Annotated in this window: 16 protein-coding genes and 1 pseudogene; 15 read left to right on the forward strand and 2 right to left on the reverse strand. The window is 47.5% G+C overall.

Annotation, left to right across the window (positions count from 1 at the left end):
• The first annotated feature begins 7 nt into the window (after positions 1-7).
• Together C3B52_RS16095 and C3B52_RS16100 are read left to right on the forward strand one after the other, a co-directional pair.
• Positions 8-1,372 (forward strand): DNA glycosylase AlkZ-like family protein, encoded by a 1,365-nt coding sequence (locus C3B52_RS16095; protein WP_103107424.1) that lies wholly within the window; start codon positions 8-10, stop codon positions 1,370-1,372.
• Positions 1,373-1,494: 122 nt separating this feature from the next.
• Positions 1,495-3,762: pseudogene (locus C3B52_RS16100) on the forward strand (ATP-binding cassette domain-containing protein).
• 147 nt (positions 3,763-3,909) lie between these two features.
• Here the strand turns inward: C3B52_RS16100 and C3B52_RS16105 are convergent.
• Together C3B52_RS16105 and C3B52_RS16110 are read right to left on the reverse strand one after the other, a co-directional pair.
• On the reverse strand, positions 3,910-4,785 hold the full coding sequence (locus C3B52_RS16105; RefSeq protein ID WP_164684802.1) for a succinylglutamate desuccinylase/aspartoacylase family protein: 876 nt from the start codon (positions 4,783-4,785) through the stop codon (positions 3,910-3,912).
• On the reverse strand, positions 4,778-6,892 hold the full coding sequence (locus C3B52_RS16110; RefSeq protein ID WP_103107426.1) for a sigma 54-interacting transcriptional regulator: 2,115 nt from the start codon (positions 6,890-6,892) through the stop codon (positions 4,778-4,780). Before C3B52_RS16110 ends, C3B52_RS16105 begins: the two co-directional genes overlap by 8 nt.
• 241 nt (positions 6,893-7,133) lie before the next feature.
• Here C3B52_RS16110 and C3B52_RS16115 point away from each other — a divergent pair, with 241 nt between their 5' ends.
• The 13 genes from C3B52_RS16115 to C3B52_RS16175 all read left to right on the forward strand — a co-directional run bounded on the left by C3B52_RS16115 (position 7,134) and on the right by C3B52_RS16175 (position 22,846).
• Complete coding sequence (locus C3B52_RS16115; protein WP_103107427.1) at positions 7,134-8,783, forward strand: glutathione ABC transporter substrate-binding protein; 1,650 nt, start codon at positions 7,134-7,136, stop codon at positions 8,781-8,783.
• Positions 8,784-8,858: 75 nt separating this feature from the next.
• Positions 8,859-9,782: a nickel ABC transporter permease gene (nikB, locus tag C3B52_RS16120; RefSeq protein ID WP_103107428.1), complete on the forward strand. Its 924-nt coding sequence runs from the start codon at positions 8,859-8,861 to the stop codon at positions 9,780-9,782.
• Between the two features lie 19 nt (positions 9,783-9,801).
• A complete protein-coding gene (locus tag C3B52_RS16125; protein ID WP_235615744.1) occupies positions 9,802-11,382 on the forward strand; it encodes an ABC transporter permease in 1,581 nt (526 codons plus the stop codon).
• Between the two features lie 12 nt (positions 11,383-11,394).
• The gene (locus tag C3B52_RS16130; protein ID WP_103107429.1) at positions 11,395-12,381 is read left to right on the forward strand and encodes an ABC transporter ATP-binding protein; all 987 of its coding nucleotides are present in this window, start codon (positions 11,395-11,397) and stop codon (positions 12,379-12,381) included.
• Positions 12,378-13,346 carry an ABC transporter ATP-binding protein gene (locus tag C3B52_RS16135; RefSeq protein WP_103107430.1) on the forward strand — a complete coding sequence of 323 codons (969 nt, stop codon included), beginning with the start codon at positions 12,378-12,380 and terminating at the stop codon, positions 13,344-13,346. The genes C3B52_RS16130 and C3B52_RS16135 overlap by 4 nt, the downstream gene beginning before the upstream one ends.
• A gap of 14 nt (positions 13,347-13,360) precedes the next feature.
• On the forward strand, positions 13,361-14,383 hold the full coding sequence (locus C3B52_RS16140) for an asparaginase (protein WP_103107431.1): 1,023 nt from the start codon (positions 13,361-13,363) through the stop codon (positions 14,381-14,383).
• 13 nt (positions 14,384-14,396) lie between these two features.
• A complete protein-coding gene (locus tag C3B52_RS16145; RefSeq protein ID WP_164684803.1) occupies positions 14,397-15,629 on the forward strand; it encodes a cyanophycinase in 1,233 nt (410 codons plus the stop codon).
• A gap of 417 nt (positions 15,630-16,046) precedes the next feature.
• Entirely contained in the window at positions 16,047-16,601 is a 555-nt protein-coding gene (locus tag C3B52_RS16150) for a helix-turn-helix domain-containing protein (protein WP_103107433.1), read from the forward strand.
• A 98-nt stretch (positions 16,602-16,699) separates the two neighbouring features.
• Positions 16,700-17,038, forward strand: coding sequence for a cupin domain-containing protein (locus C3B52_RS16155; RefSeq protein ID WP_103107434.1), 339 nt, complete (start codon positions 16,700-16,702; stop codon positions 17,036-17,038).
• Positions 17,039-17,111: 73 nt separating this feature from the next.
• Entirely contained in the window at positions 17,112-18,791 is a 1,680-nt protein-coding gene (locus C3B52_RS16160) for a peptide ABC transporter substrate-binding protein (RefSeq protein WP_103107435.1), read from the forward strand.
• Between the two features lie 53 nt (positions 18,792-18,844).
• Complete coding sequence (locus tag C3B52_RS16165) at positions 18,845-19,936, forward strand: M24 family metallopeptidase (protein ID WP_103107436.1); 1,092 nt, start codon at positions 18,845-18,847, stop codon at positions 19,934-19,936.
• Between the two features lie 339 nt (positions 19,937-20,275).
• Positions 20,276-21,733, forward strand: a complete 1,458-nt coding sequence (locus tag C3B52_RS16170) for a sigma-54 interaction domain-containing protein (protein WP_201264895.1) — start codon at positions 20,276-20,278, stop codon at positions 21,731-21,733.
• 213 nt (positions 21,734-21,946) lie between these two features.
• Complete coding sequence (locus C3B52_RS16175) at positions 21,947-22,846, forward strand: MBL fold metallo-hydrolase (RefSeq protein WP_103107437.1); 900 nt, start codon at positions 21,947-21,949, stop codon at positions 22,844-22,846.
• Positions 22,847-22,888: the final 42 nt, after the last annotated feature.

A 22,888-nucleotide genomic window follows, 5' to 3' on the forward strand; every position in this document is an offset into this window, starting at 1 on the left:
TTTTGCTGTGAGCACAGAATCACTAATTGCCTCGCAGTTGCTCAATCGTCATGAAATTCCTCTAGCAGTTTTTGATCATTCTATTAAGTCGGACAGCTTTGGTTTATACTCAGGAAAACAGAGTGATTTTTCCATTCCAGCTTATCGAAAGAAATTGCCAGACCAATTTGAAAAAGCGGGGCTTGATTTGATGATAAAAATAACGAAGCAAACGGCTAAACATTTTTTATTACGTCGACTCATTTATCCAGAATTAAAACAAGCCAGCTTTTATGAACTTCTGCAATGTTTGGAAGCGATTCAACTAGATCCAGTTAATACGGTTGAGCGCAATCATCATCTGGTGGCAGGATTACGCTTACCATCATTTACTCCTCCTGATTTGAACAATACACTTACGAATGGTCAAGCTTTCGAGTACTTTGCACAGGCAGCTTGTATTTTGCCCATGAATGATTACCCACTATTTGCAGACGTCCGAACACAAATGAGATTGAGAGCTCAAGTAGAATTGAATCGGTATGCTTCAACTGCAGCCGATATTTTATCAAAATTAGCAAGTGATGGGCCGCTTCCATCAAATGCGTTTGCAAGTGAAAATAAAGTTCGAGCAGGATGGGATACAACGGAAGAAAAGACCAAGGAATCCTCCCATGTTCTAGCGATGCTGTTTCAAACCGGACAAATTCAAGTAGTGGGGCGAGAAGGAGCAACTCGTTTTTTTGCCCGAACAGAAGATGCAATCCCTCTTTCCTTACTACAGCAAGAGCATGAACAAAGCAGCGAAGAACGCTCTCATGCTCTGTTAAAAAAGTATGCACGAGCCTACAGAATATTTAGTGCAGACGATGCTCGGTATGGTTGGCAACACAAAAGTACGGCGGCAAGCCGCAAAAAAATGCATCAGGAATTCCTAGCAAACAACACCTTCACAGAAGTGAGTATTGAGGGTGTTAAACGCTCGTATGCCATATTAACCGAGGATTTACCTGAACTCGTAAAATGCCAATCTTTGGAGATACCAGAAGGAATCCATTTTATTTCGCCTCTTGATTCACTGTTATGGTATAGAGAACGACTGGAAGACTTGTATGATTTCTATTATCGCTGGGAGATCTATACGCCCAAACAAAAAAGAATGTATGGGGCATATGTAATGCCAATTTTGGAAGATGGGAATTTGATAGGACGGATTGATCCTCTCTTTGATAGAGGAAAAGGAACTTTGCAAGTTCAATTACTCTCTTTTGAATCGGATGTCTTTTGGTCAAACAATCGTAAAACTCGTATCATGGAAGCATTACATATATTTGCAAAACAGCTTGGGGCAGATCATGTAAAGTTACCTGAAACGATATCAATTAAGCTGTAGTTCGTAAAAAGAAAAACAAGTAATTACAGCGGAAGCAAGGTTCGCACTGACCGACTTCCAAAGCCTGAGGAATGGTACAATGTGAATATAAATGAAAATAACATGAGCGGAAGGATGGTAGCATGAGCGGAGCTAATCAGGAGTATATCGTCATCTCGGGTGCACGGGAAAACAATCTCTAGAACGTATCCTTGCACATCCCCAAGAGAAAGATCACGATCTTCACTGGAGTATCTGGATCTGGAAAGTCCTCAATCGTCTTCGATACAATCGCCGCAGAATCCACGCGATTGTTAAATGAGAACTTCAGCATGTTCGTGCGCACTTTCCTCCCACGCTATCCACAGCCGGATGCGGACGCAATCGAAAATCTGAGCATGGCTGTTATTGTAGATCAAAAGCGGCTTGGCGGCGGTTCCCATTCCACGATGGGCACGATTACCGATATCGCTCCCATTCTTCGGCTTCTTTTCTCCCGAGTGGGCGAGCCCTACGTAGGACAAGCGCACATGTTCTCCTTTAACGATCCACAGGGCATGTGTGCTGAGTGCAACGGAATCGGCCGCAAATTAGGCGTCGACATGAGCAAGGCGGTAGACATGTCCAAGTCTTTGAATGAAGGGGCAATCATGCTGCCGGATTATAAAGTAGAAAGCTGGGATTGGACGATGATCGTGCAGTCCGGGTCGTTTGATCCGGACAAAAAACTGAACGATTATTCGGCTGAGGAACTGGAAGAGCTGCTGTATGGCAAGGCGCGAAAAGTGAAGATGGATTTTGCCGGTAAAGCTACGAATATCACGGTCGAAGGCGTTATCGAGAAGTTCACAAACAAATACATCAAGCAAGATGTGAAAACGAAGTCTGAGCGTACACAAAAAGCGGTTGCCCCGTACATCAATGAGGGTCCATGCCCGAGCTGCCACGGCGCCAGACTCAGTCAGGCCGCGCTCAGCTGCAGGATCAATGGACTGAGCATTGCCGAAATGTCCTCCATGGAGGTCGGACAGCTCATCCGCAACATTCGAGAGATTGATGATCCGATCGCCGCGCCGATCGTTTCGTCACTGACGGAGCGTTTACAGCATTTGGTGGACATCGGGCTTGATTATTTGACGCTGGACCGTGAGACAGATACGTTGTCGGGTGGCGAGTCGCAGCGCGTCAAGATGGTGAAGCATCTGAGCGGTAGCCTTGTGGATGTCACGTACATTTTCGATGAGCCGAGCGTTGGCTTGCATCCCCGTGATGTACATCGGTTAAATGAATTGCTTCAGAAGCTCCGCGACAAGGGTAATACCGTGATTGTCGTCGAGCATGATCCCGATGTTATCAAGGTGGCAGATCATATCGTTGACGTAGGACCTCATGCTGGCAATCGCGGCGGTTCCGTTGTGTATGAAGGCAGCTACCAAGGACTGTTGGAGTCAGGTACATTGACAGGCAGCCATATGAAACGGCCACTCCAGCTGAAGAATGCTTGCAGGCAGCCATCCGGCAAGCTTTCAATTAAAGATGCCACGCTGCACAACCTGCAGAATGTGAGTGTAGATATCCCAAGTGGAGTACTGACCGTGGTTACGGGTGTTGCTGGCTCAGGTAAAAGTACTCTGATCAACGAAGTTTTCCTCAGCCAGCATTCGGATGCGATCGTCATCGACCAATCGGCGGTAGGGGTGTCGACACGCTCGAATCCAGCGACCTACACAGGTATTATGGATGATGTGCGCAAGGCATTTGCTTCTGCGAACAAAGTGAACCAAGGCTTGTTCAGCTTCAACTCCAAGGGAGCGTGCGAGAACTGCCAAGGGCTGGGTGTTGTGTATACTGATCTGGCTTTCCTCGACAGTGTCAAGCTGCCATGCGAAGTATGTGGAGGAAAACGGTTCAAGGAAGAGGTGCTCGCGTACAAGCTAAACGGCAAGTCTATTGCAGAAGTCTTGGAGATGACGGTAGAGCAGGCATTGGTTTTTTTCGAGCTCAAAGAGGTTGTGCGCAAGCTTCAGGCGCTGAGCGATGTAGGTCTCAACTACATCACACTCGGGCAGCCGCTCAGCACGCTATCGGGTGGAGAATGTCAACGCATCAAGCTGGCAAGCGAGCTGCATAAGAAGGGGAGTATCTACGTGATGGACGAGCCAACGACCGGCCTGCATATGTCAGATATCGGTCACCTCCTAGGGATTATGAACCGGCTTGTGGATGCTGGTAATACAGTGATTGTCATCGAGCACAACCTTGAGGTAATCAGTCAAGCGGATTGGATTATCGATATGGGACCGGATGGGGGTAGCAAAGGCGGCCAGGTGGTATTCGAGGGTACACCTTCGCAGATCATTCATTCGGAGCAGTCGATTACAGGAAGATACTTATTGCCATCATCAAGCTAGAACGAGGGCTGATTTACATCGGTGATCAGTTCAAGCTCACATGATTAACAGTCATATACTCGTTTCCAGAAACAAGGAGCGGCTGATTCCGGTCGAGTACCGAGAAACAGTCGCTCCTTCACTTGTCCATTGTACCTCGGGGAGGGGTTATTGGCTTTTTTCTAATGGGGCGATCCCGGCCAAACTCTCTCCGGCAAAACAGTAACGGGGCGGACTAACAGTTGTAATGACACCAGAGAAGAGAGCAATTACCGGTTTGCCTTCAAACATACCCAAAAGATCCCCTTCCACACACGTTTCACCAGCAGCAGCTTTTGGGATAAATAACCCCGGATGAGGTGCAGTCAATGTGGTGATCTCATCGTAAAAAACAACGGAGGACCCGGGGGGAGCGGCATTCACTAAGCCAAGATGGCGTAGGCTGCGGATGATAGCTCGACAGCATTCCTCAGCAGCAGGGATATCGATGATGCCACCTGGTTGGCCCGCAGGTAATTCGATGATCAACGCTTTTTGACCAGCTTGACACGATTCAACGAACAACTGACCTCTAACTCCGCTTGATTGGATGACAATTGGGAGAGATAGCGACTCGGCAAGCTCCCGAATTGCTGTATATTCCTTGTAGAGTGCAAGTGTATAGGTGGTACCACCAGCACCGATGCAATGCAGATCGATCAAATATTCGGCATCGCGTGTCTCGAGCCAGAGTGCATGGGCCAATTGCATGGTGGGGCTGCCCTCGGCACTGCCAGGGAAAATGCGGTTCATATCAATCCCATCAAAAGGGGAGACGCGCGTTCTATTTCGGAATGAAGCGGGATTGCAAATCGGGATAACTTTCACGCGGCCGTTGATCGTCAGCTGATCAAGCTCCTTCATAAGCAGCATAGCAGCGTGAACAGCCGTCTGTTCATCACCATGGACAGCAGCTGTTACAGTAACGCTAGGTCCATTCCCGTTACCGAATTCATGTACAGAAAAGCTAGTGACGCTTGTTTGCTCAAATATGACCTCACGCATGAGGGAAAACCTCCATTTCTTTACTGGTATTTGCATGTAATGAAACGTTTATATAGTCCACTCCAGGCCGGGTCAACTTAATTCTGACCCTGCCTCTGGTCGTAACGACATATCCCCGTTGTTCAAGGGCTTTCAACCGGCTGCGTATTTGCTGCTCTGATAAATCCTTGTGCCATTCTTGGGTTTTCTCCGCTATTTTTTTTCGGCCAATCGATTCCCCCTTCTGGTTAAACGAATGAATCAATTTCAAAATAAACAGGAATTCCTCATGATCCACAGGGAGCTCTTCTACCGGTGGGAGGGGTGCGGCTGTTGTTTCTGATACGAAGCTTGCAGTTATCACTGGCTCTCTCTGACTCTTCCGCTGGAAAAAGCTTTCATTCGGGATATCATTCATGGTGATAAACGTCCCATCGCAAACGGCAAGCATATAATCAATCGTATTTTTCAGCTCCCGCACATTCCCGTACCAGTGATATTGCATTAATCGTGCCATCACCTCAGGGAGGAGCTGGATGTGGCTCCTGCCGCTTTGAGAGAGGAAGTGTTTTACTAGGTGCGGGATGTCCGCTTTTCGGTTACGGAGCTCAGGCAAATGAATATACAAGATTTTAAGTCGGTGGTAGAGGTCCTCCCGAAACGTTCCAGATTCGATCATGGACAATAGATTACGGTTGGTGGCAGCGATGACGCGCACATCAATCGGGATAATCTTATTTCCGCCGACCCGCATGATCTCTTTTTCCTGTAAGACGCGAAGCAGTCTGGCTTGCAGCTTTAACGAGATGTCACCGATTTCGTCCAGAAAGATCGTCCCCCCGTTCGCCTGTTCAAACAGTCCGATTTTTCCTCCTTTTTTGGCGCCAGTGAAGGCACCTTCCTCATAGCCGAACAATTCGCTTTCAACCAGTTCATCGGAAAGTGCGCTGAAATTGACTGCGAGAAACGGACCGTCCCGACGCAGTGATTCATTATGAATTGCGCTCGCATACAGCTCTTTTCCCGTTCCGCTTTCTCCTTCAATCAGCACAGTCAAATTCGTTTTCGCGATTTTGCCAGCGATCTGCTTGCACTTCTCGATGGCGGAGCTTTCCCCACGTATATCAGAAAACGTATATTTGGCGATGTAGCCTTTTTTCACCAACTCGCGTCGAAACGTTTTTTCCATTTCAATCGTTTCGTGCGCATTTTTAAATGTGGCAACAATTGCACCCTCATTTTCTAAATAGAAGCGGTGGACAATCACATCGGAATGCAGGACGGAAAACCAACCGGATTCCTCCGCAGAGTTGTTCAATACAAACGAAACGAGTTCGGAGTTGTGAAACACCTCTCGCAAATGTCTCCCAAGTGCTTTTGCATGAAACATTCCCAGCATGTGCTGCAGGTTTTCATTGAAGACAGTAATGACGCCCTTGCTGTTGACTGCCAAAATCCCGTCGTTTACCCCGTCCAATACTTGCTTGAGATGCTTGTTCAACCGATCTGACTCTTTACTCGTTTTGGACAGCTTTTTGCTGAGGTCAATGATTTTCCGTATGTATTTCTCGGATACGATGTCACCCTTCTGTGCAAGCAGACCGATATGCTGAAGGATGGTCATGATTGTCGTGATGTCAATTAGTCGTGGGCCAATATTCACGGTTTCCTTAATAAACGAGGGGACCAGGTTCACTTCCCCAGGGGTAATGGCAATCTTCACTTCGGGAATGTTTTTTTTGCCTGGGTAAAAAGGAATATAGTTAATATGGTTGATCCCTAGCTGCAGCAAGGTCTCGATAGATTCATAAACCGTTTCCGGGGCATCGTTTACATACAGGGCGTTTGTCTGTTCTGGTAGAAACAACAGCTTGTCAATGTGCTCAAAATTGACCGTCCGCTTGGCGACTACAACTGTACAGCCGCTTCCGATAAAAGGAGCCGTTTCTTCCTCGATAGCAGAGGTAGACAGAATGATGAGCTGGTTGTGAAAGACTTGTGGAATTCCTTCATCATAGGAGTAGGAGTGAATGCGTACGAAATCGCCAATCACGTCTTGGAGCTGGCGGACGAGCATTTTTCGGGTTTCCATCGTCCCGGTCAATAAAATGATCTCTTTGGCGTGCATCGTAAACCCCCTGAATCTTTCGTATGAAATGGTGGTTAATGGTTATAAATGTTTATAATGTTCCACGTTATTTTTAACCATTATAGGAGGGGAAAGGGTGATTTGTACATAAAATATAGAAAATTTAAAATATATACGAACCTTTTCTTCACTTCTTTCCTGTTTGGCACACTCTTTGCTTAAGATAGGAGCCATGACAGGTTGAATGAGCTTGTCTATGTTTTGCACATAAAGGAGGGGGATGTTTTTGAAAAAGAACAGAGGGTTACTTACCGGACTGAGCTGTATGCTCGTTGTCGGAATGCTTGCCGCTTGTTCTGCGCCTGCAGAACAGGCAAAGCCTAGTACGAACACAGCAGGCACGAGTAACACCACGGCGCCGGCAAACAGTACAGCAACAGGGACGACGCAGACAGAGAAAAAAGCAGTGGATAAAACGATCACGTTAGCAGTCGAAGCAGAGCCTGTCTCGCTCGATCCGCAAAACGTAACAGATGGAAACTCCATCACAGTACAGAGATCGATGTATGAAGGCTTGCTAACCTTTACGGACAAAATGCAGCCTGTGCCGGTTCTGGCGACAGAATATCAGTTGAACGAGAATGCAACGGAAATTACCTTCACCTTGCGCGAAGGGGTCACCTTCCATGATGGCTCACCGTTTAACGCGGAGGTAGTGAAGGCCAACCTCGATTTCGTACTTGATGAAAAAAATGGCATGGCAAGAAGAAGCTTTTTCTCATTTATCAAGGAAGTCGTGGTCAAAGATCCGACACACGTGACAATCATCGCCAATGCTCCAAATTCGACGATGATTTCCTATCTGGCCCATCCCGCAGCGTCAATGAAATCTTTGGAGGTTTTGAAAAAGAAGAAGGCCGATCCGACCTTTAACCTTGACCGCAATCCGGTAGGCACAGGTCCTTATCAATTTGTAGAGTGGAAAGAGAATCAGCACGTGAAGGTTACACCGTTTGCTAACTATTGGAACAAGGAACAGGCTGCCAAAGCTGAAAGCATCGTGTATAAGCCGGTCGTGGAAGCTAGCACACGGATTAATATGCTGAAAGCCGGAGAAACGGATATCATCACCAAGCTGCCAACCTTGAACGCCAAGGAGATTGCCGACGATAAAAACTTCAACGTGTATAAGGCACCTTCACTCAACGTCTACTATGTCGGAATGAACCTCAAGCTGAAAAAATATCAGGACAAGAAAGTAAGGCAGGCCATGAACTACGCCGTGAACAAGGATGAATTGATTGGTGGCGTACTGGACGGCTATGGGACAGTGGCTGATTCCGCAATCGCACCGAACACCTACGGCTATTCGCAGCAAAAAGTATATGAGTATAACCCGGATCAAGCCAAGAAAATGCTGGAAGAAGCGGGGCTGAAGGACGGCTTTGAGGCAACACTGTGGACCAGAAATTCAAGTGAGTTCATCGCCATTGCCGAAAATGTCGCGATGCAGCTGGGCAAGGTAGGTATTAAGGCGAAGGTCCAAGCGTACGAGAGCGGCACTTTGTTTGATATGCTTGATCACGAAAAAGGAACCGATCTCTGGATTGGCCGCTGGTCTCCAGGAACAGGGGAAGTTGATTACGGCATTCGTCCGAATTTTCATACGAAAAGCTTTGCCCCTGACAACAATAACTCTGGCTTTTACAGCAATACACAGGTAGATAAGCTGCTTGACGAAGCGATCATGACTGCGAACAAAGACGAGGCGATGAAAAAGTACGCTGAGGTGCAAAAAATCATTTACGACGACGCGCCTTGGGTATTCCTGCATGTACCTGACCTCATCGTTGCAAAAACAACTTCTGTTAACGGTGTGATGGTGCTGCCGAGTGATACTGTGATCGTTAACACCGCCGAAAAGCAATAAGACCCAATACGTTGCGGGCAAGTTTTGCAGGCTAACTCGATTGCCCGCAACGGTTGTCTAAAGAGGTGAGCTTCTTTGTTTTCATTTATTTTGAGGCGGACGGCTGGCATGGTGCCGATGTTGATCGTTGTTTCCATTATTGCGTTTTTGTTTGTCCACCTGACGCCCGGAGACCCAATCCGCGTGCTGTACGGCAATGAAATCGATGCGGATACGTACCAGAAGCTCAAGGAAAAGGAAGGCTTCAACGATCCGCTTTACCTGCAATATACGCGTTATGTCGGCAAGATCGTCACCCAAGGAGATTTCGGCATTTCCTATCGCACGAAGTCGAATGTATCTGATGAGATCCTGCGTCGCTTTTCCTATACACTTTTTCTGACCCTCGCCAGCATGGTCTGGGCGGTGGTGATTGGGCTTATTGTAGGAATCTTGTCTGCCGTCAAGCGAAACTCGCTGCTTGATAGGCTTGGCATGGTGTCAGCCATCACCGCCCTGAGTATTCCGGAATTCTGGTTCGGCCTGATGCTCATGCAAATTTTCGCGGTGCAGCTTGGCTGGTTTCCGACGAGTGGTAGTGGAACGATTTCTCATTTGATCATGCCGTCACTGACACTGGGTCTAGGTGTGGCAGCCATTATCGCACGGTTTACGCGCTCCAGCATTCTGGAGGTGCTTCGAGAGGATTATGTTCGTACGGCAAGGGCGAAGGGGCAAAATCAATGGGTTATCGTGCTGACACATGTGCTGCGCAGCGCCTTGATTCCGGTCGTGACCATGACCGGCTTGCAGTTTGGCTTCTTGCTCGGTGGTGCCGTCGTCGTGGAGCAGGTTTTTGCTTGGCCAGGGCTGGGCTCTTACTTGATCGACTCGATCCTGACTCGCGATTATCCTGTGATTCAGGCACTGATCCTGCTCTTTTCCGTGCAGTTTTTAGTGGTGAACCTATTAGTCGATATCAGTTACGGACTTTTAAATCCGCAAATTCGCTACGAATAACCAGGAGAAGGAGACCGATATGCAAACAATGAAAAACCAATCTCCCTCGCCTTTTCAGACGTTTCTGAAAAAGTTTCGCAAGCAGCGCGTTGCGCTATGGTCCCTGTTCGTCGTCGTGGGCATCGTTTTCGTGGGTTTGTTTGCTCCGCTGCTCGTACCATATGACCCACATCGGCCCGTAACGGATCAATACAAGGAAAAAGGAATGGATGCGAGCCAGCTGACGAGAGAGCAGGTATCGGTAACAGTCTGGATGAGCGATGGTAGCAAAGCCAATGACAGTGCTGGGAGCGAGTTCACCCTGACAAGCGAGGATGGGCAGATCGCAGCAGCTCGGAAAACGGACAGCGGGGCGTTCGTATATGCGAGTGGTGAAGGAACTACCTCCATCCTAGTATCGAACGGAGAGATTGTCAGTCGCCTGAAAGTGATCGTCTCTGGCCAGGATAACAGGCTTCCCTATTTGTCACAATTGGTGGCTTCCGCTCCTGAGCAGCCGTTGCAAAAAGGGGAGAGTGTGAAAACGGGCGTTCGTGCGATCTTGACGGACGGCACGGAACTGGCAGAAATGACGGATATCCTGGCGTTTGCCAAGCAAAATGAGGCGGTGGAGGCATCTGCACCGGCAACGAACGATGGCTTTGCCAGTTCGACAGATGGCTTTACCAATTCGGCAGAAGCCTCTGCAGAAAGCAGGTCCCTATCATTCCAATCGCTAACCCCCACTGTAGTGGAAGTGAGTCAGGATGGCACGATTACCGCAGTCGGAGATGGGGAAGGGACGATCAAGGTTTCAGTTGATGGGATTTCTACCCTGATTCCAGTGGCTGTGAATCAGCCGCTTAGCAATGCAATTCCAGTGCGTATAGAGCCAGGCAGCCTGGTCATGAATCTGATGAATGCGTACAAACACCAGCCGCCGTCCTCCTTGCACTGGTTTGGAACCGATCACCAAAATCGAGACATATTCTCCCGTGTTCTTTGGGGAACGAGAGAAACACTTCTGATCGGTTTCGTTTCCGTCTCAATCGGCGCTGTCATCGGGACGATTCTCGGGCTGATCGCCGGTTACTGGGGTCGGTGGATCGATGGATTGATTACACGATGTACAGATGTGCTACTTGCCTTCCCAGGCATCTTGCTTGCGATCGCGGTGATCGCTCTGCTTGGACCAGGGATCACGAATATCATCTTCGCTGTGTCTGTCTTTACAATTCCGATTTTCATTCGGATCGTACGTGGTAGTACGCTGGCACTAAAAGAGATGACCTATGTAGAGGCAGCAAGGTCTATCGGGGTTCGCGACTCTGTCATCATCAGGCGACATATCTTTCCAGGTACGATCTCGGTTGTGATGGTGTATTTAACGATGCGGATTGGAACCGCCATTCTCATCGGGGCTTCACTAAGCTTCCTTGGGCTTGGCGGTGATATTACAGCTCCCGAATGGGGGGCCATGCTGAGTGCGGCAAAGGATAACAGCCGCAATTTGTTCCACCCGACCTTTTTTCCAGGCATCGCGATTGTGATTACTGTTCTTTGCTTCAACCTGATGGGCGATGGGCTGCGTGATGCGCTTGACCCGAAATTAAAGGATTAGGAGGCGGGGCTCATGCAAGACATCATGCTGGAAGTTACTGATTTAACAGTCAATTTTCGTAATGATGATACAGAATATACGGTTGTGAACAGCATTTCTTTTCAAGTGAAAAAGGGGGAGACCTTGGGGCTAGTCGGGGAATCCGGATGCGGCAAAAGCGTTACCTCCTTATCCATCATGAGGCTGGTGCCGACACCTCCGGGGCGTATCTCGTCGGGAGAAATCCGCTACAAGGGCACCAACCTCCTCGCCCTGAAGGAAAAAGAGATGAACGCGATCCGAGGCAATGAGATTTCAATGATTTTTCAGGAGCCGATGACTTCCCTGACCCCTGTATTCACGATAGGACGACAGCTGGATGAGGTGATACTGCTCCACACGGACTTGTCCAAAAAGGCGGCAAAAGCGAAATCGATCGAGATGTTAAAGCTGGTTGGTATACCTCGTGCGGAGGAGATATATTCCAGCTACCCGCATGAGCTGTCTGGCGGTATGCGTCAACGGGTGATGATTGCGATTGGGCTCGCTTGCGAGCCACAGCTGTTGATCGCGGATGAACCTACGACGGCACTCGATGTGACGATCCAGGCGCAAATTTTGGATCTCATGCGGGAGCTGAAGGAAAAAACAGATACGTCCATCCTGTTCATCACGCACGACCTAGGAGTCGTCGCGGAAATGTGCGATCGGGTGATTGTCATGTATGCAGGAGAAATTGTCGAGGAGGCAGACGTGGATACATTGTTCCACAATCCAAAACATCCCTATACCTGCGGGCTGCTTGAGTCGATTCCCAGCCTGAATGAAAAAAAACACCGCTTGTTTTCCATCGGAGGACAAGTACCAGCCGCTGGTTCTATCCAGGTGGGGTGCCGGTTCCGTGACAGGTGTAGGAAAACCTTCGAGCGCTGCGAAAAAGAGGACCCGGAATTGGTCCCGCTCTCCAGCGGTCATTTCTGCCGCTGCTGGCTGTATGCGGAGCAAGGGGGACGATCATGAGCGATACCCTATTAGACGTACAACAGCTGCAGGTGCATTTTCCGATCAAAAAGGGCATATTTCAACGGACCCAAGGGTATGTCAAAGCCGTTGATGACGTTTCGTTTGCGATCTCCAAAGGAGAGACCTTCGGTTTGGTTGGTGAGTCCGGCTGCGGAAAATCTACGACCGGTCGGACAGTCATGAATCTCATCAAGCCGAGCGGTGGGCAGGTGCTTTTTGCAGGGACAAATCTCTCAGCGCTGTCCCCGAAGGAGATGCTTGCGAGACGAAGGGACCTGCAAATGGTGTTTCAGGACCCATATGCATCCCTAAACCCACGTCTGACTGTTGAGCAGATTTTAGAGGAGCCGCTTACGGCGCACCAGGTGGGAGATGCAGCCGAGCGAAAGCGGACTATCGAGCGGATGATGGAGGTATGTGGACTTAATCCTGCCTATCTGAAACGGTACGCACACGAGTTTTCTGGGGGACAGCGGCAGCGTATTTGTATCGCCCGAGCTTTGATTCTGAAGCCGAAGCTGATTGTGGCTGACGAACCAGTTTCCGCTCTTGATGTCTCCATCCAATCGCAAATCCTTAATCTTCTCCAGGATTTACAGGAAGAATTTCAGCTCACATATCTATTTATTTCGCATGATCTGGCGGTGGTGAAGCATCTGTGTAACCGATTGGGTGTGATGTATTTGGGCCGAATGGCGGAGATAGGTGCAGCGGACAGCATTTACGCAAATCCACTACACCCGTATACGAAGTCACTCCTGTCGGCCATCCCCGCTGCAGATCCCCGGCAGAAACAAGAGAGGATCTTGCTGCGCGGCGAAGTGCCGTCACCAGCTAATCCTCCTAAGGGTTGTGCATTTGTAACTAGATGCCCGAGTGCCAAAGACATATGCAAGCATGAAAGGCCTCGTGTCAGCAAGGTGGAAGACGATCATTTGGTCGCCTGTCATCTCTTTACGTAAGAGAGGAGACACATATGGAAGAAACAATGGTAGTAGTCAAACGTGGAAATCAAGTCGAAAGCAAACACGCTGGGAGCATTGCCGTCGTGGATAGGGATGGCAACCTCATGTATGGTCTAGGAGACATCACAAAGATGACCTTTTCCCGCTCTGCATTGAAACCGGTACAGGCCATCCCCGTTCTGCAGTCAGGTGCCGCGGAGCGTTTTCTGATGACGGATAAGGAAATCGCCATTTGCTGCGGTTCTCATAATGGGGAAGAGCAACACACACATGTCGTCGAATCCATGCTGTTTCGCATTGGGCTACAAGAAGAAAACCTGCAGTGCGGGCCCCACCCTCCGTACAATCAGGCGCATTATCTGGAGATGGTGCGAAAGCAGGTGGAGCCTAGCGCGATTCATAACAACTGCTCGGGCAAGCATGCCGGTATGTTAGCACTAGCGATGCATCTGGAAAGTGATATCGCTACCTATCACCATTTGGAGCACCCCGTTCAGCGCAAAGTGGCGGAAAGCCTGGCGGAGCTGGCTGAGATCCCGGAAGATCAGATGTTGACAGGCATCGACGGATGCGGCGTGCCTAATTTTTCCATTCCGCTTCACAAGTTGGCGCTCGTCTTCGCCAAATTAGCCAATCCCGATAGCATTGAGCCTCTTTCGCTCAGGCAAGCAATCAAGCGAATTACCCATGCCATGATCCATTATCCAGAAATGATCAGCGGGACGAATGATTTCTGCACGGAGCTGATGAAGGTAGGAAATGGAAAAATCATCGCGAAGGGCGGTGCAGAAGGTGTGTATTGCTTGGGGCTTCCACATAGGGGGATCGGAATCGCTATCAAGGTAGAAGACGGTAATTGGAGGGCAGCTACACCGGCTGCTGTTGAGGTGCTGAAACAGCTAGGGGAGCTTACCTCGCATGAAGAGAACGCTCTTAAAGCTTTTCACACGCCTGTGATCAAAAATCGCAAGGGGGAGGTGGTCGGTAGCGTAGAGCCTGTCTTCCAATTGAAAGCAGCAAACACCATTCGCTAAGGGGGATATCATGATGTCACTTGTGAAACGTAACGTCTCGAAGCTGCTCTCCATCTTCCTGACTTCCATTTTAATGGTAGCAGGTGTAGCGCAAGGAGCATTTGCGGAAGAAAGTGCAGCTGCAGCAAAAGGATCACTCGTCATTATCGGCGGAAATCTGGAAACCAACAACGCGGACATCTACAACAAGATGATTGAGCTTTCAGGGGGAAAGGAAAAGGCGATTATCGGCATTTTCCCCACAGCGAGCGGCTCCATGACTTCGTCGAACGAGATGAAAAAAGATTTTGAGGCTTACGGCATTCCGGCGGATCATGTCCGCATCATCGACATCACTGAAAAGAATTACTCCGAAAAGGTGAACAACGCGGATGTCGTGAAAGCCATTTCCGAAAGCACCGGGCTCTTTTTCGTTGGCGGTGACCAATCGCGCATCACCAAAGCGTTTTACAATTCGGACGGTTCCCATACCAAGGCTCTCACTGCAGTGTGGGATGTGTACAAGGCAGGCGGTATGGTAAGCGGCTCATCCGCAGGAGCAGCGATTATGTCCAATCCGATGATCCAGAACACAACCTCGTTGGAAACATTCGAAAAGGGTGTGACCTACGATGGAAACAAGCCTGGATTGTGGGTGACAAAAGGTCTTGGCTTCTTTGAAGGCGGCATCGTTGACCAGCACTTCAGCAAGCGCGGTCGGATCGGTCGTCTCGTCGTGGCACTCGTCCATGAGAAAATGAACTACGGCTATGGTATTGATGAAAACTCTGCGATGGTTGTGAAAGACAGCGAGATCCAGGTCATCGGCGCAAGCGGCATGTTCTTGATCGATGTGTCAAAAACGACTCTGAGCAAAAAAGGCGCCTATGAAAACGTCGACGTTTCTTATATCGAAAAAGGGGACAAATACAATTTTGCCACCAAACAGTTCACGATGGACGAATCTAAAACACTGATTCCAAAAGGGAAAGAGTATTACGAAGGAAATTCGCTGAACACGAACATTTTTGGTTCGGACGCTGCGAAAACGGCCCTGCTGGATGATTTGATCGATAATACGGAAAAGCAATCACGCGGTCTGGCGTTCAGTCTCGACTCGAGTAAAAAGGGAAAAGGCGTATCCGTCGTCTTCACCAAAACAGCCGAGACAATCGGGTACTATGATGCATCCGAGTATGCTTCCTCTGCGCTTCACGTGCGAATGGATATCATTCCGATCGAGGTTCAGGTAAAAGAGTCGAAATAACGAAACGCTTCATTTTTAATACATGGAGCGGTTCGGAAGGTTTGTCATACAGCCTTGATGTGAGTAATGGCGTCGTTCCGTCCTCAAATGGCAGCATTTATGGGATGTAAATAGCAGAAAAAGCTGCGAGACAAAATTCCTAAGAGGCCTTATCAAAAGCTTTGAAAACGTAAAAAGCTTCGAAACTGATCTAAGGGACTGCCCGCTGTCATACGGACCGGGGGCAGTCCCCTATTCATTTGCGAAGTTTTTCTAATTCCCAATTAGTTACGTCGAAAGCTACCTTGTTTTTATGACACAAAAATTCATTACAGTATTCCAAAAAAATCCTTTACAATATTACGGTATAGGAATAATATATTTTCATGGAACAAAAAATCAGAAAATGAATTCAATTCAGACAGGAGGAACAAGTTTCTGGAAAGCATCTATGAGAAGATTCGCGAGCTGCGCACACAGCAGAACATGACCTTAAAAGAACTTAGCGCCAAGTCGGGCTTGTCGATTAGCTTCTTGTCGCAGGTGGAGAGAGGCAATAGTTCACTCGCTATCACATCTCTGCAAAAAATCGCTGAGGTGCTGAATGTGCCCATTACCGCTTTTTTCCAAGAACAGCAAAATTCACAGTACTTTGTGCCTGAGTCTGAGCGAAAGCAATTTCAGATTGAGGGATCGAGCGCAATATATGTGCGCTTGGGTGGTGATTTTACGGGCAGAGCCCTGGAACCGTTTCATGTAACGCTGCCGCCTGGACAAAAGCAGGATGTGGTATTCAACCATCCAGGGGAGGAGTTTTACTACGTCATCGAAGGTCAAGTCATTTTCACTGTGGAAGGTCAGGAGTATCACCTATCAAAAGGAGACACGATCCACTTTCCATCGACTCTTGATCATACGTGGTTTAATCCAACGGAAGAAGCTGCTCAGGTAATCAGCGTGCTGACGCCAGTCATCTTTAAAATAAACAACTAAAGTATAGCGAAACAGATACCTTCTTTTTTTGTGGAAAATTTTCTAAAATTTCTGTTTATTTCTGTTGCCCAAAAAAAGGGATAGGGAGGATTTATGCAATGATCGTAATCAATTCCAAAGAAGTGAAACCGGATGACAGACCAGGAGATGCTTTGCTGAAAACGTTGTTTCCCAAAGACATCATCGAGGGAGGAAAGGTCATGTTTGGCACTGTGGTTATTCCGCCAAAAGCACGCGTCCCTATGCAAGGACAAGGATCACACGAACAGGATGAGTATTCCTATATCATCCGCGGAACCATCCAGACTGGCAGCGGGGGCAAAGAGTACACAGTTTCAGCAGGAGAAGCGACACTGATCCCAGCTGGAGAAGAGCACTGGGCGTACAATGCCGGAGATGAAGACTGTGAGATCGTCTGGATGCTCGTAGAAAGATGATATACGTGCCCTTTATCATCAGGGTCCATATCAAAATAAATAGACAAATGGGGACAAACGAGGGGGATTTTTGATGAGGAAAGCGCCAAAATTTTTAAAACTTGTCAGTACGCTGACGCTGATGGCCAGCCTGGCATTAGCTGGATGTAGCAGCCAACCGTCAGCAACTAGCAAGCCAGCAGACAACAATCAATCACCTCAAGCGACACAGGAGGCATCGAAAGACAGTGCCAATACACAGGCATTTTTACGGTCTAACCTGAAAACAGAGCCAGTCTCGCTTGACCCACCAAAAGCATATGATCCGGTAGCATTTGAAGTGCTGTACAACGTGCTGGAGGGTCTCGTGCGATTGGATGAAAACCATATGACTCAACCAGCGATCGCGGAGAAATGGGAGATTTCCGAAGGCGGCAAGAAATATACGTTTAAGCTCCGGGACAGCAAATGGTCCAATGGCGATCCGGTAACCGCCCATGACTTCGAATTGGCTTGGAAACGCATGGTAGACCCGAAAAACGCCTTTCCGGCAGCGTTCCTCGCGTATGTGATCGAGGGCGCCGAAAAGTTCAACAAAGGTGAGGGCACCGCTGATGATGTGAAGGTAAAAGCTATTGATGACAAAACGCTGGAAGTAACACTGAAAGCGCCGACAGGTTACTTTTTGAGCCTGGTGGCAACCCCAGTATTCTACCCTGTAAACAAAAAGACCGTGGAAGCCAACCCGAACTGGTCTGCCGATGCATCCACCATTATCTCCAATGGACCATTTACGCTAACGGAGTGGACCCATGACCAATCAATTAAAGCGGTGAAGAACGAAAATTATTGGGATAAGGATAAAGTCAAGCTGGCGGGCATCAACTGGGTCATGATTAATGACGAAAATACGCAGTTCCAAATGTTCCAGACAGGCGAGCTTGATAACATCGAAACCGTGCCGAAGGATTCAAAAGAAAAGCTGCTAGCATCTGGTGAAGCCAAAATTGCCCCAGAGGCAGCAACTAGCTTCTATCGTCTGAACACAGCCATGCCGCCATTCACGAACAAAAACGTTCGCAAGGCGTTTGCGCTTGCGGTAAACCGTCAGCTGCTCATCGACAAGGTGACACAAGGCAAGCAGGTGCCGGCCATGGGCATCGTGCCGGTTGGCTTCCCTGAGCCGGATGGCAAAGACTTCCGCCAGGTAGGTGGAGAGCTCTTCAAGGACAATGATTTGGAGCAGGCAAAAGCACTCCTGGCACAAGGGATGCAAGAAGAGGGCTGGACCACGCTGCCTGAAGTGACACTGACTTATGATACGAATGCTCTGAACAAGACAGTCGCACAAGTATTGCAAGAAATGTTTAAGAAAAACCTGGGCGTAGACGTGAAGCTGGATAGCCGTGAGTGGAAGGTATTCCTTGATGAGCAGCGCGCGAGCAAACATCAGATGTCTCTCTCCACATACTACGCGGACTATGCAGACCCACTCAACTTCATCGAGATTTTCCAGACCGGTCACACTGGCAATCGGATTAACTACAGCAACAAGGCATTCGATGAATTGATTCAAAAAGCAAGCGTGGAGCCGGATGAGAAAACGCGTTTTGCCCTCATGCACGATGCAGAGAAGATGTTCTTTGACGATATGCCTGTGTTGCCGCTTTACTACAGTACAAAGGCCTACATGGAGCAGCCAAACGTAAAAGGCATCCTGCGTCATCCTGCAGCACTAATGGATTACAAAACAGTGGAGATCACGCCTAAGTAAGATCAATCATGGCTAATCAAAAGCACAACAATAGGGAAAGGTGTGTTGGGTCCATGAATGAGCGCCTAGAAAGACTGTATGCTTATATGGAACAAAGCAGCGTAGATGCTATGCTGATCACTCTACCAAAGCATATTTATTACCTGACTGGCTTTCTCAATGAGCCGAACAAGCGGTTTATGGGACTGGTTTTGCCAAAGGGCGAGCAGCCATTTCTAATTGTTCCGTTGCTCGATCTAGAGAAAGCGCAGTTAGCCTCAAGCGTGACGACTATTTACGCGCATAGCGATTCTTCCGATCCTTATGCGTTGTTAAAAGAGAAGCTGCCCGGCCCGATCACAAAGCTCGCCGTAGAGGAGGAGCATTTGCACGTGGCTCGCTACCGCGATGTTATGAAAGCGACTGGCGCTAGCGACTCCGTTGATGCCGGAGAGCCTTTGCGCGAGATGAGAATGGTGAAAGGCCCGGAAGAAATTGCGATTATGAAAAGGGCAATCAGCCTCATCGAAGAGGTGCTGCAAGCGACTATCCCCTATGTAAAGCCAGGAATAACGGAAACTGAGATTGTTGCGGAAATGGAATACCAGATGAAAAAGCGTGGCGCCGATGCCCCTGCATTCTCAACAATCGTCTTGTCGGGAGAAAAAGCGTCCCAGCCTCATGGAGTTCCGGGCAGTCGCAAAATCCAGGAGGGAGAATTGCTCCTGTTTGATACCGGGGTGGTCGTGGATGGATACTTGTCCGACATTTCACGAACGTTTGGTGTTGGTGAGGTGGATGAAAAGCTGGCCGAAATGTACGAAACAGTCCTGCAAGCGAATATGGCGGCGATTAAAGCGGTTCGTCCAGGAGTCACCTTTGCCAGTATCGATCAGACGGCCCGTGATATTTTGGCACAAAAAGGATACGGCGAATATTTCCTCAATCGTGTTGGGCATGGGCTGGGTCTGGAAATACACGAGTACCCGTCCATTCACGGGAACAACCAGGACTTTGTCAGAGAAGGTATGGTGTTCACGATTGAGCCAGGGATCTATATACCACAATTTGCCGGAGTTCGCATCGAGGATAATGTGTGGGTAACGAAGGATGGTGCCGAGGTACTGACGTCCTATCCGAAAGAGCTGAAAATAATCGGTGTTTAGATAAAAGCTGCGTCCTTTTTGATATGCACCTCTTAAAGTAGTCATTAGAAAAACCTCTACGGTTTACCGATGACAACGTTAAGGGGTGCATTTTTTATTGCCAGGAAAAAAGCCAAAATCTTGAGAATAGAAGTCTAAGTAAAGGGATAGAAGAGGAGCCACAAGCACGTTCACTCTTAAAAAACAGTAGCCTTCGTTCAGATGGTGCTTTCGGAACGAAAATACTATTCAACGTATTGCAAAAAAACATCTGCAGCCAGCGAAAGATATCGTCCCTCGAAGCTAACAGTTAGAGGTGCAATTTTTTTCCAGCAGAGATCGTATTTGAGAACTGCTAGCTTGGATTTGCAGAAACAGGGGGAAAGGTTTTGGGTTATACTGAAAGAGGCGAACATGTTTTACGATTGCTCACAGAAAGGCAGTGAAAAGATGATAACGAAGTACCTTGAACATTTTTCAAAGTTATACGAACAGCTAGATGGCATGATTATCGTCAATCGCGATGGGATAATTGAATTTTCAGTTATGTTCAATATAGAAACAAAATACATGGAAAATGAAGGATTTACAGGTAAATACATATTGGACGTTTTTCCAACGCTAACCGAGAAAACCAGCAGTCATTTTCGCGTGATGAAAGGCCGTAATCCGATTATAAATGAACGACAGCTTTTAACTGATATTACGGGCAATACTTTCGAGTTTTTAAATTCAACGTTTCCTATTGAAATTCATAATGAAATTATTGGTACAATCGAAGGAAGTGTCATCCTGTCTGTAAATGGAGTGCCTACGACAAGGACAACGTCAGAATCAAAACTTAAACAATCTGGCAGCAGTTTGTATCGTCTAGATGACATAGTAACTGCAGATCCTGCGATGATGGAAATAAAGGGGAAAATCAGGAAGATAGCTGTCGAAAACTCTCCTGTCTTGATTTATGGAGAAACAGGGACTGGCAAAGAATTGGTCGCACAAGCCATACATAGCCATAGCCTGCGAAGCGAAGGACCGTTTATATCGCAAAATTGCTCGGCTATTCCCAATTCCCTACTTGAAAGCACGCTTTTTGGAACTGTCAAAGGCAGCTTTACGGGAGCAGAGAACCGCAAAGGCCTTTTTGAACTAGCTGATAAGGGGACCCTTTTCCTCGATGAAGTAAATTCCATGGATATCTCCATACAAGCCAAAATACTGAAAGCGATTGAAGAAAAGAGGATTAGACGAATTGGCGATGAAAAGGAAAAAGAAATTGATGTGAGGATCATCTCAGCAATGAATGCAAATCCAATTAAAGCGATTGAGGAGGGAGTTATACGCAAAGACCTTTACTATCGTTTAGGTGTAATACAGATAAACCTGCCGCCACTGCGCGAACGACAAGAGGATATCATGCTGCTGACAAGTCTGTTAATACAAAAATACAATCAAAAAATGGGCAAAAGAATTGAGGGAGTCAGTGAAATTGTAAAGAATACATTCAATAATTATGCCTGGCCTGGAAATGTACGTGAGTTAAAAAATGCATTGGAGCATGCGATGATCGTAACGTCAGGCAATACGATAGCTCTTCATGATATACCTGAACATGTCCTGTACACGAGTAAGGAAAAGAAGAAGTATTTTACGAAGGATACGCTTGATAACAAATCGCTTCCACAAAAAGTAGAAGAATACGAGAAAGAAATCATCCTGGAAGCCCTCTCTGCCTCCAAGAATATTACGGAAGCTGCTGGAAAGCTACAGATTACCAGACAATCACTTCAATACAAGATTGATAAATATAGATTGAAATAAGTGGCAGACAGGGCAAAAAAACTTGCGTGATTTTCGCAAGTTTTTTTGTTTTTTAGGAAGTTTAAACTTTGCACGTAGGATTTTCTGGTTTGGCATGGATATTGCTCTACTCCTTTGTGCGTATCATCGATGTGCATCATGAGAGGAGGATAACTCGATCTTACTGACGGTGATACACGAAAAACATAAAAAGAAAAGAGAGGTATGTAATCCATGGATAAATTGAAAGATGCTGCTGTCGCTGAAAATTGGGCCTCTGCTCTCCCAAGAAAGAGTTACGAAAAGCTAGAGCGGGTTGATGAGGGGAATGAATGGTTCGAGATATATAAATTGCCTAAAGATGTTTTTGCTATTTATGAACCTGGCCATTTTCAGGAGGTCATTTCCTTTTTAATCATTGGTGAAAAGAAAGCTATTCTCCTCGATACAGGAATGGGCATTGGAAACATACATGAATTGGTCCATTCTTTAACTGACAAGGAGATTGAGGTTGTTAACAGTCACTCTCATTTCGACCACATTGGTGAGAATTACAAGTTCCCGAAAATCTCGATCTTTGAAGATGTGAATGCGGTAACCACTCTAGAAAAAGGCTACACAGTAGAGGAGCTTAAACCGCATGTAGCGAGCGAGATGTTTGCAAAAACTCCGCCTAAAGACTTTATTGCTGAAACGTATATGATGCCCCCATGCGAATTTGAATTGTTACATGAGGGCGATGTATTGGACCTTGGTAATCGAAAACTGAAGGTTATCCATACGCCTGGTCATTCCTCGGACAGCATTATGCTACATGACGAAGAAAACAGGATTCTGTTTACAGGAGACACATTTTATCCAGGCTCGCTTTATGCCCACTTTGATGAACCGTTTTACGGGAAGTCTAATTTAAATGTCTACCTAAATAGCTTCCAAAAAGTCGTAAATGACGTGCTGCCTCATGTTGATTACATCTATTGTTCACATAACGAGCCGGTCAATGAACCAAGGCTAATTAAGGAAGCGCTGCAAGCGCTGCAAGCCATTCTCGATAACAAGGCTCACTATCAACTGGATGAGAGCGGATTGCGCAAGTATGATTTCGATGGGTTTGCAGTCATTACGAAGGATTAATAACACCTTTCAACTATTACATCTGAGTGTTGCTACTTACTG

It is taken from the genome of Brevibacillus reuszeri (assembly GCF_002897295.1).
GTDB classification, from domain to species: Bacteria; Bacillota; Bacilli; order Brevibacillales; family Brevibacillaceae; genus Brevibacillus; species Brevibacillus reuszeri_A.

Coding starts and splice junctions, on each gene's coding strand:
- C3B52_RS16105 (WP_164684802.1), bottom strand. CDS start 4,785: ATGCGTGAGGTCATATTTGAGCAAACAAGCGTCACTAGCTTTTCTGTA.
- C3B52_RS16165 (WP_103107436.1), top strand. CDS start 18,845: ATGAATGAGCGCCTAGAAAGACTGTATGCTTATATGGAACAAAGCAGC.
- C3B52_RS16110 (WP_103107426.1), bottom strand. CDS start 6,892: ATGCACGCCAAAGAGATCATTTTATTGACCGGGACGATGGAAACCCGA.
- C3B52_RS16145 (WP_164684803.1), top strand. CDS start 14,397: ATGTCACTTGTGAAACGTAACGTCTCGAAGCTGCTCTCCATCTTCCTG.
- C3B52_RS16155 (WP_103107434.1), top strand. CDS start 16,700: ATGATCGTAATCAATTCCAAAGAAGTGAAACCGGATGACAGACCAGGA.
- C3B52_RS16130 (WP_103107429.1), top strand. CDS start 11,395: ATGCAAGACATCATGCTGGAAGTTACTGATTTAACAGTCAATTTTCGT.
- C3B52_RS16125 (WP_235615744.1), top strand. CDS start 9,802: ATGCAAACAATGAAAAACCAATCTCCCTCGCCTTTTCAGACGTTTCTG.
- C3B52_RS16115 (WP_103107427.1), top strand. CDS start 7,134: ATGTTTTTGAAAAAGAACAGAGGGTTACTTACCGGACTGAGCTGTATG.
- C3B52_RS16160 (WP_103107435.1), top strand. CDS start 17,112: ATGAGGAAAGCGCCAAAATTTTTAAAACTTGTCAGTACGCTGACGCTG.
- C3B52_RS16140 (WP_103107431.1), top strand. CDS start 13,361: ATGGAAGAAACAATGGTAGTAGTCAAACGTGGAAATCAAGTCGAAAGC.
- C3B52_RS16135 (WP_103107430.1), top strand. CDS start 12,378: ATGAGCGATACCCTATTAGACGTACAACAGCTGCAGGTGCATTTTCCG.
- C3B52_RS16175 (WP_103107437.1), top strand. CDS start 21,947: ATGGATAAATTGAAAGATGCTGCTGTCGCTGAAAATTGGGCCTCTGCT.